General features: G+C 66.6%; 18 protein-coding genes. 8 read left to right on the top strand and 10 right to left on the bottom strand.

Annotation, left to right across the window (positions count from 1 at the left end):
- Nucleotides 1-5: 5 nt before the first annotated feature.
- The 4 genes from AC07X6_RS13255 to AC07X6_RS13270 form a co-directional block, all read right to left on the bottom strand.
- Nucleotides 6-2,150, bottom strand: a complete 2,145-nt coding sequence (locus AC07X6_RS13255; RefSeq protein ID WP_494791263.1) for a TonB-dependent receptor plug domain-containing protein — start codon at nucleotides 2,148-2,150, stop codon at nucleotides 6-8.
- A 73-nt stretch (nucleotides 2,151-2,223) separates the two neighbouring features.
- Nucleotides 2,224-3,651 carry a peptidoglycan DD-metalloendopeptidase family protein gene (locus AC07X6_RS13260; protein WP_494791264.1) on the bottom strand — a complete coding sequence of 476 codons (1,428 nt, stop codon included), beginning with the start codon at nucleotides 3,649-3,651 and terminating at the stop codon, nucleotides 2,224-2,226.
- Nucleotides 3,652-3,654: 3 nt separating this feature from the next.
- A complete protein-coding gene (locus AC07X6_RS13265; RefSeq protein ID WP_230541739.1) occupies nucleotides 3,655-4,032 on the bottom strand; it encodes a BlaI/MecI/CopY family transcriptional regulator in 378 nt (125 codons plus the stop codon).
- 95 nt (nucleotides 4,033-4,127) lie between these two features.
- Nucleotides 4,128-5,849 (bottom strand): methyl-accepting chemotaxis protein, encoded by a 1,722-nt coding sequence (locus tag AC07X6_RS13270; RefSeq protein ID WP_494791265.1) that lies wholly within the window; start codon nucleotides 5,847-5,849, stop codon nucleotides 4,128-4,130.
- Nucleotides 5,850-6,139: 290 nt separating this feature from the next.
- Between AC07X6_RS13270 and AC07X6_RS13275 the strand changes: the two genes are divergently transcribed.
- The 6 genes from AC07X6_RS13275 (at nucleotide 6,140) to AC07X6_RS13300 (ending at nucleotide 10,795) form a co-directional block, all read left to right on the top strand.
- Nucleotides 6,140-7,513 carry a DEAD/DEAH box helicase gene (locus tag AC07X6_RS13275; RefSeq protein WP_494791266.1) on the top strand — a complete coding sequence of 458 codons (1,374 nt, stop codon included), beginning with the start codon at nucleotides 6,140-6,142 and terminating at the stop codon, nucleotides 7,511-7,513.
- 133 nt (nucleotides 7,514-7,646) lie between these two features.
- A complete protein-coding gene (gene otnI, locus AC07X6_RS13280; RefSeq protein WP_230541741.1) occupies nucleotides 7,647-8,447 on the top strand; it encodes a 2-oxo-tetronate isomerase in 801 nt (266 codons plus the stop codon).
- An 88-nt stretch (nucleotides 8,448-8,535) separates the two neighbouring features.
- Nucleotides 8,536-9,354 (top strand): hypothetical protein, encoded by an 819-nt coding sequence (locus tag AC07X6_RS13285; protein WP_494791267.1) that lies wholly within the window; start codon nucleotides 8,536-8,538, stop codon nucleotides 9,352-9,354.
- Nucleotides 9,339-9,806 (top strand): hypothetical protein, encoded by a 468-nt coding sequence (locus AC07X6_RS13290; protein WP_230541743.1) that lies wholly within the window; start codon nucleotides 9,339-9,341, stop codon nucleotides 9,804-9,806. Before AC07X6_RS13285 ends, AC07X6_RS13290 begins: the two co-directional genes overlap by 16 nt.
- Nucleotides 9,807-9,886: 80 nt before the next feature.
- Complete coding sequence (locus AC07X6_RS13295) at nucleotides 9,887-10,306, top strand: VOC family protein (RefSeq protein ID WP_494791268.1); 420 nt, start codon at nucleotides 9,887-9,889, stop codon at nucleotides 10,304-10,306.
- 108 nt (nucleotides 10,307-10,414) lie between these two features.
- On the top strand, nucleotides 10,415-10,795 hold the full coding sequence (locus tag AC07X6_RS13300) for a TraR/DksA family transcriptional regulator (protein WP_230541745.1): 381 nt from the start codon (nucleotides 10,415-10,417) through the stop codon (nucleotides 10,793-10,795).
- A 175-nt stretch (nucleotides 10,796-10,970) separates the two neighbouring features.
- Here the strand turns inward: AC07X6_RS13300 and phbB are convergent, their stop codons facing one another.
- The gene (phbB, locus tag AC07X6_RS13305; RefSeq protein ID WP_230541746.1) at nucleotides 10,971-11,717 is read right to left on the bottom strand and encodes an acetoacetyl-CoA reductase; all 747 of its coding nucleotides are present in this window, start codon (nucleotides 11,715-11,717) and stop codon (nucleotides 10,971-10,973) included.
- Nucleotides 11,718-11,948: 231 nt separating this feature from the next.
- Here phbB and AC07X6_RS13310 point away from each other — a divergent pair, with 231 nt between their 5' ends.
- Together AC07X6_RS13310 and AC07X6_RS13315 are read left to right on the top strand one after the other, a co-directional pair.
- Nucleotides 11,949-12,269 (top strand): hypothetical protein, encoded by a 321-nt coding sequence (locus AC07X6_RS13310; RefSeq protein ID WP_150130844.1) that lies wholly within the window; start codon nucleotides 11,949-11,951, stop codon nucleotides 12,267-12,269.
- Between the two features lie 86 nt (nucleotides 12,270-12,355).
- A complete protein-coding gene (locus AC07X6_RS13315) occupies nucleotides 12,356-13,222 on the top strand; it encodes a universal stress protein (RefSeq protein WP_494791269.1) in 867 nt (288 codons plus the stop codon).
- Nucleotides 13,223-13,243: 21 nt separating this feature from the next.
- Here AC07X6_RS13315 and AC07X6_RS13320 read toward each other — a convergent pair whose 3' ends face one another.
- The 5 genes from AC07X6_RS13320 to AC07X6_RS13340 form a co-directional block, all read right to left on the bottom strand.
- Nucleotides 13,244-13,603 carry a hypothetical protein gene (locus tag AC07X6_RS13320; RefSeq protein ID WP_070224943.1) on the bottom strand — a complete coding sequence of 120 codons (360 nt, stop codon included), beginning with the start codon at nucleotides 13,601-13,603 and terminating at the stop codon, nucleotides 13,244-13,246.
- Between the two features lie 196 nt (nucleotides 13,604-13,799).
- Entirely contained in the window at nucleotides 13,800-14,366 is a 567-nt protein-coding gene (locus AC07X6_RS13325) for a glycine zipper domain-containing protein (protein ID WP_494791270.1), read from the bottom strand.
- A 103-nt stretch (nucleotides 14,367-14,469) separates the two neighbouring features.
- Complete coding sequence (locus AC07X6_RS13330) at nucleotides 14,470-15,213, bottom strand: amino acid ABC transporter ATP-binding protein (protein WP_494791271.1); 744 nt, start codon at nucleotides 15,211-15,213, stop codon at nucleotides 14,470-14,472.
- Nucleotides 15,210-15,902: an amino acid ABC transporter permease gene (locus AC07X6_RS13335; protein ID WP_494791272.1), complete on the bottom strand. Its 693-nt coding sequence runs from the start codon at nucleotides 15,900-15,902 to the stop codon at nucleotides 15,210-15,212. Before AC07X6_RS13335 ends, AC07X6_RS13330 begins: the two co-directional genes overlap by 4 nt.
- The gene (locus AC07X6_RS13340; protein WP_494791273.1) at nucleotides 15,902-16,579 is read right to left on the bottom strand and encodes an amino acid ABC transporter permease; all 678 of its coding nucleotides are present in this window, start codon (nucleotides 16,577-16,579) and stop codon (nucleotides 15,902-15,904) included. Before AC07X6_RS13340 ends, AC07X6_RS13335 begins: the two co-directional genes overlap by 1 nt.
- Nucleotides 16,580-16,590: the final 11 nt, after the last annotated feature.

Genomic DNA, 16,590 nt, shown 5'->3' on the forward strand with positions numbered 1-16,590 from the left:
AAGGCCTACAAGGAGCCTTCGAGCATGACGCGCAGGGTGCGGTAGCTGCCCGTATCGACCGTGCGCAACAGGCTGCCGGCGCCATCCGCATACAGGCTGCGCGCGCGCTCAGGCTGCCCCAGCAGATTGGCGCCCGACACGCGCAGGCGCAGCTGGTCGCTGAACTTCCACAAGGCGTACAGATCCAGTTCGCGGCGGGCGCCCTGCCAGGCCAGCAGCTGGCTTGACTCGCGCCACCGTCCGCCGCCCTGGTAATGCAGATTGCCGCCCACGGTCAAGGGCTTGCTGGCCAGCCGGTAATCGGCGCCCAGGTTGGCGCTCCACGGCAGCTGGCCATCGAGGCGGTTGTCCGGGCCGGCGACGGCGTCCAGCGTCGACCAGTTGCGCGCCACGTTCGCCCGCAAGTCCAGCGCGGGGGCGCCCGCCCACAGCGCCGCCAACGGCAGCTTCGCTTCCAGCTCGATGCCGCGCACCTGCGCCCTGCCCTGATTGACGGGCGTGGCCACCCAGCGCCCGTGGTCCTGGTACAGGCGGTCCAGCATCACGTCGCCGATGCGCCGCAGCGAGGCGCTGGCGCCCAGCATGGCGCCCTCTGCCCCGCCTGCCGGATAGTATTCGTAGGCCGCATCGAGCCCCCACGCCAGCTCCGGGCGCAGCGCCGGATTGCCCTGGTTGTCGGGATTCGCGGGGCTATTGCCGTTGTCGTTGAGGTAGGGGCGCGGGATCAGCTGGAAAATCTGCGGCGCCTTGTAGGTGCGCGTGACGGCCAGGCGCAGCTGATCCTTGCCCGCCAGCTTCCACAGGCTGTGCAGCACGGGGCTCCACACTTGCGCGCGCACGTCGACGGCGTCCGCGCCACCGGTGGCGCTGGCCGTGCGCCAGGTTTCCCAGCGCAGCCCCAGAGACAGCGACCAGCGCGCGGAGATATCCCATTCATCCTGCGCAAACAGGGCCAGGCGCCGCAGCGTGGCCGCATAGTCTGCGTCCGGCAGCACGGGCGGCCCGCCCGGCGACAGCTGGCGCTCGCGGCGAAACTCGGCGCGCCGCCGGTGCCCCGCATCCCAGCCCGCCGCCAGCGCGTGCCCCGCGCCCAGCGTCCGGCGGTAGGTGCCGCTGGTCTGCGCGCCCAGCTCGTCCACGCCCGCATCGACGCGGCGCACATTCGCCGGCCCGGGCGCGGCACTGACGCCTTGGAACAGATAGTCGCTGCTGCGGTGGTTGACATCGAGGCCCAGTTTCATATCGAGGCTGGCCCCTTGCCCCAGCTTGCGCAGCCAGTGCAGATCGCTGCGCACGGTGCCGCTGTCCTGGCTGAAGGCGGCGTCGTTGTGCGGATAGCCGGTATGGCCGCCCAGATAAGCCGTTTCCACCACCTGGCGGCGGCTGGCCACGCGGCGCCAGCTGACCAGGCTTTGCCAGGCCAGGCTGTCTTCGCCCGCCAGCGCCCATTGCAAACGGGGCGCCAGCTCGAACGCATCGCTGGTCACGCGCTCCGTCAGCGGCATATGGCGCAGCACCGTGGGGCTGCCAGCGGCATCGTATGCGCGGTTCCATTCATCGAGCACGCCCCGGCGCCCCGTGTGCGCGAGCGTGCCGGCCAGCGCGTAGGACAGGTCCCCGTCCTTGTCCGACCACTGCACGGTGGCGCTGCCGGCGGGCATGCCATGGCTGCCGGACGCCCCCAGCTTGACAGTGCGCTCGCGCCGCTTGCCCGATTTTTTCAGCACGATATTGATGGAGCCGGCGATCGCCTGGGCGGAAAATTGCGCCGTGGCGGCGCGCATGATTTCCACGCGCTCGACCAGTTCCGGATCCAGGGAATCGAGCGAAAAACCGGGCGGCACGGGCACGCCGTCGAGCATGACCAGGGTATAACCCTGACCCAGCCCGCGCAGCTGGAGCTGCCCGCCAGCCGTGCCCGAAGCCGTGCCGCCGATGGTAACGCCGGGCAGGCGCTTCAGGGCGTCGGACAAGGTACGCTCGCCCTGGCGTATCAGCTCCTCGTGGCCGACGACGATGGCGGCGACGGTGTCGCTGCGGCGCTGGTCCACTTTGCCGGCAGTGACCGTCACGGAAGGGAGAACGTCCGCGGCACGGACGTGCGCCGTCCACGGCAGCGCAAGGCTGCACAATACAATACTCAATCGCATGGGGAATCCTGAAAGGGTTGTGGTGGAGTCAACTGTGCGCTCGCGCGCTCACCCGACCCGCGGCCAGGTAACACTAACGGCCGAACTGCTCCTTGCGCGTGCGCAGGGCGCGCGCGGTGGCGTTGGCATCGAGACCGGCCAGCCACTGTTGCGGGTCCTGCAAACGCCCGTTGCGGATCACCTCGAAATGCAGATGCGGTCCCGTCGCCAGGCCGGTGGCGCCCACCGTGCCGATGGCCTGCCCCGCCGTGACGGCCATGCCGGTGGTGAGCGTGACCCGGTCGAGATGGGCATACAGCGACTCGACGCCGCCGCCATGGTCGATGCGCACGGCCTTGCCGAGGCGCGCATCTTCGCTGACGCTGGCGATGCCGTCGGCCGCCGCATGCACGGGCGTGCCGCGCCTGGCGCCCAGATCGATGCCGCGATGCCCCCGCGGCGTCAGCTGGCGCACCACGCCAAAGAAGCCGGTCACGCGCATGGTATCGAGGGGATTGCGCCAGAGCGCTGGCGCCGTTGCCGGCGCAGCGGGCATGGTTGCCGGCGCGGCTGCCACGGCCCACGCCAATGCCGGCTGCAGCGCCAGGCTGGCCGCGCCGATCGCGCACAGCAGCAGCGCCGTCAGCACCCGCAGGGCCGCAGGCGGGCGCCCCTGCCCGTCACGCATGCGCCGCAGGCGCTCGGCCATGCCGCCGCCGCCGAAGGCCAGCCCCGGCAGCGGCTGCGCCTGCAGTCCCAGCTGCCGGACCAGGGCGGCCGCATATTGCTGGCGCTGGCGCGCGGGGCGGCCCGCCAGAACCTGGCGGTCGCAACCGAGCTCTTGCGCCCAAGCCAGCTGGCCGGCCAGCCAGCGCGCGGCCGGATTGAACCACAGCAGCGCCTGCAGCAGATTGGCCAGCAGCAGGAGCACGGGGTCGCGCCGGCGGGCATGGGTCAGCTCATGGGCAATCACCAGCTGCCGCTGTTCCGGCGTAAATTGCGCCAGGTGCGCCGGCAACAGCAAGCGCGGCCGCCACACGCCCACCAGCATCGGCGAGATCGGCGCGTCCACTTCCAGCACATCCATGCCAGGCAGGCGGCGGCGCCGCGCCAGTTGCAGCAAGGTGCGCAGCATGGCGTGGCCACGCCGCCAGCGCCAGACGGCGCAAGCGACGCCCAGCAGATAGATCAGGCCCCAGGCGGACGGCACCAGGGCCAGCCAGGAAGCAGCCGGTGGCAGCCCGGCAACCGGCGCCGCCATGGCCAGCGGCGCGCCGGGCGCCGTGCCGGCCAGGAAAACGGGCACGCTTACCTCGGGCACCACGCTCAGTTGCCGCGCGTCGGGCAGCAGCGGCAGCACAAACACGGCGGCCAGCACCAGCTGGGCGCCCAGCCACACGCTGCGCTGCGCCGCCAGCGCGGGCCAGCGCCGTTGCGCCAGGCTCAGCATTGCCCACAGCAGCGGGCCCGTCATGAGACAGGCGGCGCTGGCCTGCAACAGCGTGAGAGAAAACAGCAGCATCGCTTATTCCTTTCCCTCGAGCGGCCAGTCCTGCAGCAGTTGCTCCAGCGCCGCCAGCTCCTGCTGGTCCACCAGTTTGCTGCCCGTAAACATACTGACCGGCAAGGGACTGTCGATTTCCATCACGCGCCGGCCAAAGTCGTGGGCAAACGCGGCCAGGGTAGCCACCTTGTCCACGTTCGCTTCATACACGAGCACGCCATGCACGCTGCGCTGCAGCAGCATGCCCTTGTCCAGCATGCGCTCGACCGTCTTGCGCGTGGACGAAAACGACCAGCCCAGCTCGTCTTCCACCCTGGCGTGCAATTCACGCGCGGACAGCGGGTGGTCTTTCCACAAGGCTTTCAGTAACGACAATTCGGTGACGGAGGGCGTGCTCATGGTGCATCCTTTTAGTGACTATTGACACAATTATGCGACAACAGTCACATGCACGCAAGCGCTATTTTGCGACAACTGTCACATGCACTGCGACATTAAAACTCGTCCCACTCATCTTCCCCCGGGCGCTGTTTGCCGGCCGGAACTTGCGGCGCATGGCGCGCCACGGGCCTGGCACTCAGGCGGGCAGGTGCGCGCGCCGCCTTGAGCGGCACGGGACGGCGCACGGCGGGCCGGGGTGACGGCGCCGCGATGGCGTCCACCTGCGCCGTCCTGAACACGGCCACCGCATCGGCCAGCCGCGCCGCCTGCTCCTGCATGGCTTCCGCCGCAGCGGCGGCCTCTTCCACCAAGGAAGCGTTTTGCTGGGTCACATGGTCCATTTCGCTGATCGCCTGGTTGACTTGCTCGATGCCGGCCCGCTGCTCATCGCTGGCGGCCGAGATATGCCCGACGATGCTGCTGACTTTGTGCACGCTGTCGACGATCTCGTGCATGGTGTGGCCCGCTTCGTCGACCAGGCGCGCGCCGCTCTCCACCTGCGCCACCGAGTCGTTGATCAGGGCCTTGATTTCCCTGGCGGCACCAGCCGAACGTTGTGCCAGGTTGCGCACTTCCGTGGCGACGACGGCAAAGCCGCGCCCCTGCTCGCCCGCCCGGGCCGCCTCCACGGCCGCGTTCAAGGCCAGGATATTCGTCTGGAAGGCGATACCGTCGATGACGGCGATGATGTCGACGATCTTGCGCGACGAGTCGTTGATCGAGCCCATGGTATCGACCACCTGCGCCACCACGCTGCCGCCCTTGCCCGCCACGGCGGAGGCCGATGCGGCCAGGCCGTTGGCTTCATGGGCATTCTGCGCGTTCTGCTGCACCGTGCCGGTCAGTTCTTCCATCGACGAGGCCGTTTCCTCCAGCGAACTGGCCTGCTGTTCCGTGCGGGCCGACAGGTCGAGGTTGCCCGAAGCGATCTGGCGCGAGGCCGTGGCGATGGCTTGCGTGCCGCCCCGCACCTCGGTGACGATGCGCAGCAGGCTGGCCGTCATGTCCTTCAATGCCTGCATCAGTTCGCCCGTCTCATCCTTCGAACGCACTTCCACCTGCACCGTCAGGTCGCCCTGCGCCACCTGCCTGGCCACGCCGATGGCCGAGCGCAGCGGCACGCTGATGTTGCGCGCCAGCCACCAGGCGATCAGGGCGGCCAGGAACAGCGCCGCCGCGCCGCCTCCCAGCAAGGTCCAGTGCGTGCGCGCCTGCAAGGCCGCCGCCGCTTCCGAGCGCTGCGCCAGCAACGCCGTTTCCGCCTGGCCGATCTCGCCCAGCAATGCCCGCATGGCATCCATGGCCTGCTTGCCCCGTCCCTCCTTTTCCAGCGCCAGCACGGGCTCGATGGCCGCCGTGCCCTGCGCCACGGCGCGCCGCATGGCGATCACGGGTTCGAGCGCGCCGGCCAGCCAGGCTTGCTTGGCGGCATCGAGTTTTGCCAGGCGCTCCTGCTGGGCCGGATTGTCGCTGGTCAGGGCGCGCGCCTTCCCCAGATGCGCGCCGAACGCGGCCTGACCCGCCTGGTACGGTTCCAGCGAGGCCTCCACGCCCGTGATCACATAGCCGCGCTGGCCCGTTTCCATATTGATCAGACTTTCCAGGATGGCGCTGTTTTCGGCCAGTACCAGGTAGGTGTGGGTGTTGATGGCATTGGCGTCGGCCAGCCGCGCGACATTCAGCGTGGCGACGGTGACCAGGGCGGCCAGCAACAGGACGATGGTGGCAAAACCGCCATACAGGCGGGTGGCGATGCGAAGATCGGCAATACGCATGATAGTCCTCCGGGAGTGAACACCCCGGCGCCGCGCTGAGTCCCGCGAATGGAGTGCTACAGGCAATAATAATGAAAAACGGCATGAAAAGGCGCGCCCTGGCCATGTATTTCTTTTACCTGTGGCATTGCATACTTTAAACAAACTCGGCGGTTTTTTGCCATGCTGTTATACTTCGCGTGTGCGGCACATATGACCAGTCCCCTTGCCGCTGTCTTTCGACCCCTAATCTGATTGCCTGCGACTGGCGCCCCACGATGGCGACAGGCCGATCTCACAATAAAGTTACCATGTCCTTTTCCTCCCTCGGATTGTCCGACGCTATCGTACGTGCAGTTACCGAACACGGCTACACCGTGCCGACCCCGATCCAGTCGCAGGCGATTCCCGCCGTGCTCGCTGGCGGCGACTTGCTGGCCGGCGCACAGACCGGTACCGGCAAGACGGCCGGCTTCACCCTGCCCGTGCTGCACCGTTTGTCCACCGACGCGAATGGCGCTGCCATCACCAGCAACACCTCGACGCGCCCCATCCGCGCCCTGATCCTGGCCCCGACGCGCGAACTCGCCGCCCAGGTCGAGGAAAGCGTGCGCGCCTACAGCAAGTACACCAAGCTGAATTCGGCCGTGATCTTCGGCGGCGTCGGCATCAACCCGCAAATCAAGCAATTGAAGCATGGCGTCGACATCCTCGTCGCCACGCCGGGCCGCTTGCTCGACCACATGGGCCAGGGCACCGTCGACCTGTCGAAGGTGGAAATCCTGATCCTGGACGAAGCCGACCGCATGCTGGATATGGGTTTCATCCGCGACATCAAGAAAGTGCTGGCCGTGCTGCCGCCGAAACGCCAGAACCTGCTGTTCTCGGCCACGTTCTCGGAAGAGATCAAGGCCCTGGCCGACGGCTTGCTGAACAAGCCGGCCATGATCGAAGTGGCGCGCCGCAATTCGACCGTGGAAGTGATCAAGCAAAAGATCCATCCCGTCGACCGCGACAAGAAGCACCCGATGCTGTCCTACCTGATCAAGTCGAACAACTGGACGCAAGTGCTGGTGTTTACGCGCACCAAGCATGGCGCCAATAAACTGGTCGAGCAGCTGGGCGCGGACGGCATCGGCGCCCTGGCCATCCACGGCAACAAGAGCCAGTCGGCGCGCACGCGCGCCCTGTCGGAGTTCAAGGATGGCACCCTGCAAGTGCTGGTCGCCACCGACATCGCCGCGCGCGGCATCGACATCGACCAGTTGCCGCACGTCGTCAACTACGACTTGCCGAACATTCCGGAAGACTATGTGCACCGTATCGGCCGCACGGGCCGTGCCGGCGCCAAGGGCGAAGCCGTGTCGCTGGTCTGCGTGGATGAGCACGAAATGTTGAAAGACATCGAAAAGCTGATCAAGCAAACCCTGCCGCGCGAAGTCATCCCCGGCTTCGAGCCGGACCTGAACGCCCGCGCCCAGCCTGTGCAATTGCGCAGCGGCACCGGCGGCCACCGCAACAACAGCCGCGCGCCAGCCGGCGCCGTCGTGCGCGTGAAAACGGGCGGCAGCGGCGCCAAGCCACGCAGCGCCGGCCCGTCGGGCGGCGGCGGTGGCGGTGGCAACCGTTCCGGCAATGCGCCGCGTTCGGCGGCGAATCACAGATCTGGTGGCCGCGGCCGATAATACCCGCTTGTAAGCGCGTATCGCAGCAATCAAAACCGTTCCAGGACTTGTTTCTGGAACGGTTTTTTCATGCACGCCACTGATTGGCAATTTGGGCTAGGATAGTATCCATCTTCCTCACCTGCGTGCTGCCATGCCGAACTTCGCTGCCAACCTCAGCATGATGTTTACCGAACTGCCCTTCCTGGACCGCTTTGCCGCCGCCAGGGAAGCGGGCTTCGATGCCGTCGAATTCCTGTTTCCCTATGCCGTCGAGGCGCGCCAGATTGCCATGCGGCTGGAACGCCACCATTTGCAGCTGGCCGTGTTCAACTTTCCGCCCGGCGACTGGGAGCACGGCGAGCGGGGCATCGCCTGCGATCCGCGCCGGGGCGAGGAATTCCGCACGAATGTGCAGCTGGCGCTCAATTACGCGCTGGCGCTGGGGGCGAAACAACTGCACTGCATGTCCGGCATCGTGCCGCCAGGCATGAGCCTGGAGCGGGCGCGGCAAAGCCTGATCGGCAACCTGCAACATGCGGCCGACGCCTGCCGGCCGCACGGCATCAACGTGCTGATCGAGCCGATCAACCGCTACGACATGCCCGGTTACTTTCTGAACCATAGTCAGCAAGCGGCCGACATCATCGCCGACTGTCAGCGCAGCAATATTTTCCTGCAATACGATATTTATCACATGCAGCGCATGGAAGGCGAGCTGAGCAACACCATCCGCGCCCTGCTGCCCCTGATCCGCCACATCCAGATCGCCGACACGCCGGGCCGCCACGAACCGGGCACGGGCGAAATCAACTACCGCCATCTGTTCAAGCTGCTCGACCAGATCGGCTACGCGGGCTGGGTCGGCTGCGAATACCGGCCCGCCAGCGACACCGTTGCCGGGCTGGGCTGGCGCGCGCAATTGACGGGCACAACGGGCACAACAGGCGCCTGATCGCAGCGCGCTTGCGCCCGCACAAGGCGGGCAGCGCTGGCCGGCACGACAATACCTTTCCATACAGTACTCCCTGTCGAGAGGTGACGTGTCCACCCTGCCTGCCCGCCTTCGCCGCGCGCTTTGCCATAGCCTCGGCCTGCACCTCTGCCTGGCCGTGCTGCTGTGCGGCTGCGCCAGCCCGCGCACCGACCTGGCGCAGGTGCGCGCCCTGGCAGCCGGCACCGATGCCTTGACTGCCTTCAACGAACTGTCGCAGCGCCACGTGGACAGCTACCAGCGCGCCCGCCCCTACCTGTCGCCGGCTGAAGACGCGCGCGAACGCCTGCTCGATGCGCAGCGCCGCGCCGCGCAAGCGGACGTCGCGCGCCTGGCGCAGGCCGTGCGCCTGTACCTGCAGGCGCTGGGCCGGCTGGCGCATGCCGATGCGTATGACGTGCAGCCGGAACTGGCCGGCGCCGGCGCCGCCATCCGCGCCTGGCCCGGCAGCGGCATCGACGACCGCCACGTCAGCGCCTACACCGTATTGCTGCAGCAACTGTCGCGCCTGGGCGGGACGGCCAGCCAGCAGGCACACCTGGCGCAAGTGCTGCACGATGGCGACGCGCCGCTGCAAGCCTTGCTGGCGGCGCTCGACAACTTGCTGGCGCTGTACGACAAAAGCGGAGATAACGAGCGCGACATGGTGCTCGGCTTGCTCGAGGTGGAAATCGCGTATGCCGACACGCCGCAGCAGCGGCTGCTGTCCGTGCTGGCGAAAAACATGCAACAAAGCAAAACCGAAGAATACCGGCTGCTTGGCCTGCGCCACACCCTGGCGCGCCGGCAACTGGCGGCACTGGCGCGCGGCCATGCCCAGCTCGCTGCCGCCCTCACCACCACGGAGGCAAGATGGACGGATCAGTAAGCAGGAGCAGCGAACGCCGCGAAGCGGCCCTGAGCAGCGCCATGCGCGTCGAGCAACTGGCCGACAGCCTGTCGCAGGCGGCCGTCACCCTGCATGGCGCCGTCATGCGCGCCATCCGCAAGCGCGCCAGCCAGGGAGAAAACGGCATCAGCCACAGCCAGGCACAGGCCGTCTTCGCCCTGGAAGTGGCCTTGCGCCAGCAAGCCAACCAGCTGTATGCCGATGCCGCCGGGCACACGGTGGCCGGCCTGGAAACGGCGCAGCGCCAGCTCAGCGGCCTGCTCGACACGGTGCGTTTGCGCATCGCCCGCAACGATGACGTGCGGCACTGGATCAGCCTGGCGACGAGCTTGTTGCACCTGGGCAGCGCCGTCCTCGCCGGCAATCCCGAGCGCATCCTCGGCACCCTGGGCAAGGTGCGTGAGCGGCTGCAAGAGATGACGCCGGAGTGATTGAAATCGGCCGGCGAACGCCTATACTGGGACGTCCCCGCCTGGCAATCGTGCCGGCGGAACCACCAGAGGAGGCCAATATGCGTATCGAACCGTATTTGCAATTCAATGGAAATTGCGCGCAAGCGCTGGAATATTACCGCCAGCACCTGCATGGCGACAACCTGTGCCTGATGCCGTACCGGGGCACGCCAGGCCAGGAGCAAGTCAAGGAAGACTGGTACGACAAGATCATGCACGGCTCCGTGCAGCTGGGGCCGACCATGCTGATGGGCTCGGACGGCGGCTGCCAGGAAGATGGCGCCAAGGGCATGAGCGGCAGCTCGGTCTGCCTGACCGTCGACACGCCGGAAGAGGCGGAACGGGCCTTCGACGCGCTGGCGCGTGACGGCAACATCCAGATGCCGATGCAGGAAACGTTCTGGGCCAAGCGCTTCGGCATGCTGAAAGACCAGTTCGGCGTGGCCTGGATGGTCAACTGCCTGAAAGAGCCAGCATAGAACGGCCCGCGCCTGCCTGCGCCGCGTCAAACGCGGCGCGGGTAGTAGCGCAAGCAGAAGCGCCCATCCTGGACTACCATAGAGGAGAGACGCCTATCGGGGACAGCCATGAATGGATTGCCACAAGACCAGTTGCAGCGCCTGCAGGGCGTGCTGGAGCAACGCAAGCTGGCGTTGCTGGAACAGATCGAGAATGAAACGGCCGAGGCCGATGCGCGCGCCTCGCTGCTCAATGAAGTCGAAGCTTCGCCGGCCGACAATGCCAGCGTGCGCACCCTGAACGCCCTCGTCAGCGAAGCGGCCGAGCACAACCTGGCGCAACTGGCCATCATCAAGCACGCGCTGGCCAAGTTTGCCGACGGCAGCTACGGCCTGTGCGACAACTGCGGCGAAGCGATCGGCCTGTCGCGCCTGAACGCGCGCCCCGAAGCCCGGCTGTGCATCGATTGCCAGACGCGGCTGGAAAAAGCCCGGCGCCCGCTACCATGAGGTGAGCGTCACGGCGGCGCAACAACAAAGGGCAAGGCATTGCTGCCCTGCCCCCTGTTTTCCAGCGTGACTACCATGCTGCCTGCCGTCCTCCGCCAGCGTCTATGCGCCGGCTGGGTGGACGGGTCTCCTCTACTGCCATTGCCCTGCTTCAAATATCCAGCTGCACGCCCGATCAACTCATGTGCTGTCCGCCATTGATGGCGATGTTCGCGCCCGTGACGAACGCCGCCTCGTCGGATGCCAGGTAAGCCACCAGGGCCGCCACCTCGTCCGGCTCGCCCAGGCGGCCCAGGGGAATCTGCGGCAGGATCTTCGTTTCCAGGATATCGGCCGGCACGGCCGTCACCATCTGCGTGCGCAAATAGCCGGGCGACACCGTGTTGACGGTGATGCCGTGGCGCGCCACTTCCAGCGCCAGCGCCTTGCTGAAGCCATGCACGCCCGCCTTGGCGGCCGCATAGTTGCACTGGCCAAACGCGCCCTTCTGGCCATTCACGGACGAGATATTGATGATGCGGCCCCAGCGGTTGGCCAGCATGGGTTCCAGCACCTGCTTGCTCATGTTGAACAGGCTGTCGAGATTGGTGCGCATGACCTCGGACCAGTGCGGCAATTCCATCTTGCGCATGCTCTGGTCGCGCGTGATGCCGGCGTTGTTGACCAGCACGTCGATGCGGCCGAACTGCGCCAGCACCCTGCCGACGGCTTCGCTGCAGGCAGCAAAGTCCGTCACGTCGAGCGCCAGCGGATGAAAATAATACTGCTGTGCCTGCTGCTCGTCGAGCCAGCTTTCCACCCGCGTGTTGCCCGGCGTATGCGCCGCCACGACGGCAAAGCCCGCCGCATGCAGCCGGCGGCACAAGGCCGTGCCCAGGCCGCCCATGCCACCCGTCACCAACGCTACCTTTTGTTCCTTCATTGCTGTCTCTCCCCGCTTGTTATGGTTGTTCTGCGTGGGATCAAGTGTAGGTGGCGCTTTTGAAGCGGGCATTGCGCCAGATCAAAGGCCCGGTCTGCTTATTGCCGCGTTCGTCTGCGCTGTGTCCATATGCTAAAAATTATCAAAATCATACTCACCGGAGAGGTGATGGCACCTCGGCGGGCAAGGCAGATAATCCTTGCCTGATGGCATGATCCAAAGGAGAACGCGATGGAAATCCAGGACGACACAGAAGCATTGAGGGACTTGTTCAACGACATCAATCCCGGCATGAGCGACGTGGAATCGGTGCATCAGGCGGAGCTCGATCCACAGCATGCGCTGGCCCTGATGGCCAATCCGAAGGCGGCGCTGAAGGCCATGGGCATCCCCGTCAGCGATGCCTCGCAAGTGCAGGTGACGATGAAGAACCGCGCCAGCCGCGCCATGCTGGAGGTGGCGCAAAAAGCGGCGCAATTGCGGCGCGTCATCGTCATCGTGATTCATTACCGCAACTGCGACGCCGACATCATCATCATCGCCATGAGCTGAAGCGGCAGGCGCCGGCCGCAGTCGTGCGCGGCCGCCGCCCCGGACTGTGCCAGAATGGCCACTACCGCACAGCGAGAGGCCAGGCCATGACGTACAAGACCGTATTGCTCCACATCGACGACAGCGCCGGACGCGCCGCCCGCATCGCAGCGGCGGCCAGCATCGCCCAGGCGTGCGGCGGCCACCTGACGGGCGTGGCCCTGACGGGCGTGTCGCGCCTGCTGTACCAGCACCAGCCCGACCTCGATGCCGACCCGAACCTGAGCTTGCATTTGAACTTCCTGCGCGAGCGGGCCACGCGCGCCCTCGACGGTTTCGAACAGCAGGTGCGCGCGGCCGGCGTCGTCTCGTACGAACAGCGCGTCGTCGACGACGAGGCGGCGGGCGGCATCAGCCTGCTGGCCCGCTATGCGGACCTGGTCGTCATCAGCCAATACAATGCCAAGGATAAATCGCCGTCCGTGATGCGCGACTTTCCCGCCTATGTGCTGCTGCATTCGGGCCGCCCCGTGCTGATCGTGCCGTATGCGCCGCCGCTGCCCCTGCTGGCGCCGCCGGCAGCGGCGCGCAATGTGCTCATTTCCTGGAACGCCAGCAAAGAAGCGAGCCGCGCCGTGAGCGCCGCCCTGCCCCTGCTGCAGCGCGCCGGGCAAGTCCACGTCGCCATCTTCGACGCCCAGGTACACGCGGCCGAGCACGGTGAACAGCCGGGCGCGGAATTGCTGCACTACCTGGCGCGCCACGGCGTGGAAGCGCGGCTGCATTTGCTCGATGGCGGGGGCGTGCGGCGCGGCGATATCGGCGAAGCGCTGCTGTCGCAGGCCGCCGACCTGTCGGCCGACTTGCTGGTGATGGGAGCGTATGGCCATTCGCGCCTGCGCGAAACCATCCTCGGCGGCGTCACGCGCACGATTCTGCAGAGCATGACGATTCCCGTGCTGATGGCGCACTAGCGCGCTGCAAAGACGGCAGGGCTAGCCGCCCTGCCAGGGCTGGCTGCGGATCTTCGCCACCTGGCGCTGCGCCAGCCACTGCCACAGCTGCAGCGCATCGTCCTGCGGCAGGGCCGACATGTGGCGCGGACTGGCCAGGGCGATTTCGCAATCGCGGTCCGACCATTCCTCGAAAGTGACTTCGCCTCCGCTAGCGACTTCGACCTGATACATCAAGCCGTCGTCGTAGCCAAAGCGCAACAAGACGGCGGCCGGGCTGCCGTCCGGCGTGACGGCACCGCCCCGGTACACCTCGGCCAGCGCATCGGCCAGCTGTGCCGGCGAGGGCGCGCAGATGTCGCGCCCATCGGCCCGTGTCAGAATGAACCATGCCTGTGTCATGACGCGCCCTCCTATCCATACTCGTTAGCATGCGAGGCAAGTACTACGGGCAGTCACCTTGGTCCAGTGTCACTTCGGGCGCGCGGAAACTATCCCTGTCGGCATTGTTTACCAATAATTACTCATACTAACAAGGATCATACCTAAATTTCGTGCAGCGCGGAATTTATGCCTTTTGCACCACAGAGGCGGCGATTCACGCCACCAGCACGGGAATGCTGAGCGGGTCGAAGTCGAGCCAGTCGCCATTGGCGATCGTGCCTTCCGCTTCCTCGATATGCTCGGCACCCAGCCGGTGCAGCGCCTCGAGCGCCCGTTCGCGCTCGTCGAGGCCGCCCAGCGCCACGGCGATCAGCATGCCCGGATGGCGCGGCTGGCGGCGGTTTTCGCCATTCCGGTCGCCGTTCTTCTCGGCTTCGCCCGCCTCCTTCATCTTGTTGAAACTGTAGAGCGAGCCCACGTGGGCGCCCACCAGCGCCCCCACCACCGGCCCCAGCGGCCCCGTCGCCAGCGTGGTGGCCGCGCCGATGCCCGCCCCGACGGCGGCCCCGACCGCCACGCCTTCCACCACGCCCGTGGGCGTCTCCCGGGCGCCGGGCGAGATGTCGCGGTCGCCGCCGAGCGCGTGCAGATCGTGCTGCCCTGGCTGGTTGACAAAGAACGCGCTGATGCGGCTATCGGAAAAGCCCGCCTGGTTCAGGGCGGCGCGCGCGGCGTCGACCTGTTCCTGCAACTGAAAATGACCTGCGATGATGCGTGACATGATCTGCCTCCTGGTCGGCTGCTGGCGCACCGCGCGCCGCCTCGATAGCGTGCGCCGGACAACGCCGACAAACCGTTCGCTTACGCACACAGCCGCGTAATCTTCAGGCGGGAAGGCCCAGCGGGCTGCGGATATCGGCCAGGAATTGCCGCGCGCGCGCATGTTGCGGCCGCGCAAAGAATTCCTCGGGCGTGGCCCGCTCCAGCACTTGCCCGTGGTCCATGAACCAGACGCGGTCCGCCACTTCGCGGGCAAAGCCCATCTCGTGGGTGACGCACACCATGGTCATGCCGCCCTGCGCCAGGTCGCGCATCACTTGCAGCACCTCGCCCACCATTTCCGGGTCCAGCGCGCTGGTCGGCTCGTCGAACAGCATCAGCGGCGGCTGCATGGCCAGCGCGCGGGCAATCGCCACGCGCTGCTGCTGGCCGCCCGACAGGGCCGCCGGCATGGCGTGCGCCTTGTGCGCGAGGCCCACCCGTTCCAGCAGGGCCAGCGCCCGCTCTTCCGCTTCCTTGCGGCTCAGGCCGCGCAAGCGCTGCGGCGCCAGCGCGCAATTGTCCAGCACCGATAAATGGGGAAACAGGTTGAATTGCTGGAACACAAAACCGATATGCGAACGGAAGGCGTTCACGTCCAGCCCCGGCGCGTGGATATCCTGGCCCGCCACCGCGATGCGGCCCGAAGCGATCGGCTCCAGGCGGTTGATGGTGCGGATCAGGGTCGACTTGCCGGAGCCGGACGGCCCGCACACGACCAGTACCTCGCCCTTGGCCACGTGTTCATTGATCTCGCGCAAGGCGTGATACTCGCCATAGTATTTGTTGACGTTGTCAAAGGTAATCATCTAGCCGCTTTCAGGAGACGCGCCTGGCGCCGCTCGAGCCAGAAGGCGGCGCGCGACAGGCTGAAACACAAAACAAAATACGTCATGCCCAGCAAAAAATACACTTGCACGGGCTTCGTCAGCACCAGGCCGTTCACTTGCGAAGCGATGAACGACACTTCGGCCAGGCCGATGATGTAACCGAGCGAGGTTTCCTTGATGGTCGAGACGAACTGGTTCACCAGCGAGGGCAGCATGTGGCGCAGCGCCTGCGGCAGCACCACCTGGCGCATGCTGTCCAGGTAGTTCAAGCCCAGCGAGCGGGCCGCCTCCACCTGCCCGCGCGGCACGGCTTGCACGCCGGCGCGCACGATTTCCGCCAGATAAATGCCGTCGAAAATGACGAGGGCGGCCAGCATGGTGCCGAATTGCCCGCTTTCATGCCCCGTGATGCTGGGCAGGAAGAAATACGCCCAGAAGATGACCAGCAGCAAGGGGATGCCGCGCACCACGTGGATCAGCGCGGCGACGGGCCAGCGCAGCAGGCGCCAGGGACTCAGGCGCGCCAGGCCCAGCAGCAAGCCGAAGGGCAGGCTCAGCACCAGCGCCTGGCTGGCCAGCACGACCGTCAGCGCCAGGCCGCCCAGCGGCCCCTCGGGATAGCGACCGACGAGAAAATACAGCCAGTAATCGTGCAGCAGTTCCAGCATCAGGACACCTTCCTTTGCAGCAAGGCCGCCAGGCCCGCGATCAGCAGCGAGACGGCCAGGTAGGCCGCGCTGGCGAAGACGAAGGCCTCGACGCTGCGGAACGAGGCCGCTTCCACGCGCTGCGTCTGGTACATCAGCTCGGCTACGCCGATGACGGTGGCGATGCTGGTGTTTTGCCACAGGGTCAGGGTTTGCGACAGCAGCGGCGGCGCGGCCAGGCGCAGCGCCTGCGGCACGATGCACAGGCGCATGGTGGCGAGAAAACTGAAGCCCAGCGCCCGGCCCGCCTCGAATTGCTGGGCGGGAATGGCGCGGATGCCGCTGCGGATGTCTTCCGCCATGTAGGCGGCCGTATATAAAGTCAGGGCCGTGACGGCGCTGACGGCTTCAATATTGCCGGCATACAAGCGCTCCTTCCAAGAGTCGGGCAAGAGTTCGGGCGCGCCGAAATACCAGAACAGGAAATGGGCCAGCAACGGTACGTTGCGGATCAGCTCGACATACGCGGCGCCCAGCCCATTGAGCAGGCGCGACGGGGCGAGGCGCAGCATGGCCACGCCGCACGCCAGCGGCAGGGCCAGCAGCAAGGTAATGCCCATCAGTTGCAAGGACAGCAGCAAGCCGGAGAGCAACCAGTCGCGGTAGTCGCCGGCCAGCAAAAAGTTCAGATCAAACATGCGGAAGCGTC

Source organism: Janthinobacterium sp. GW460-12-1-14-LB5, from assembly GCF_059423585.1.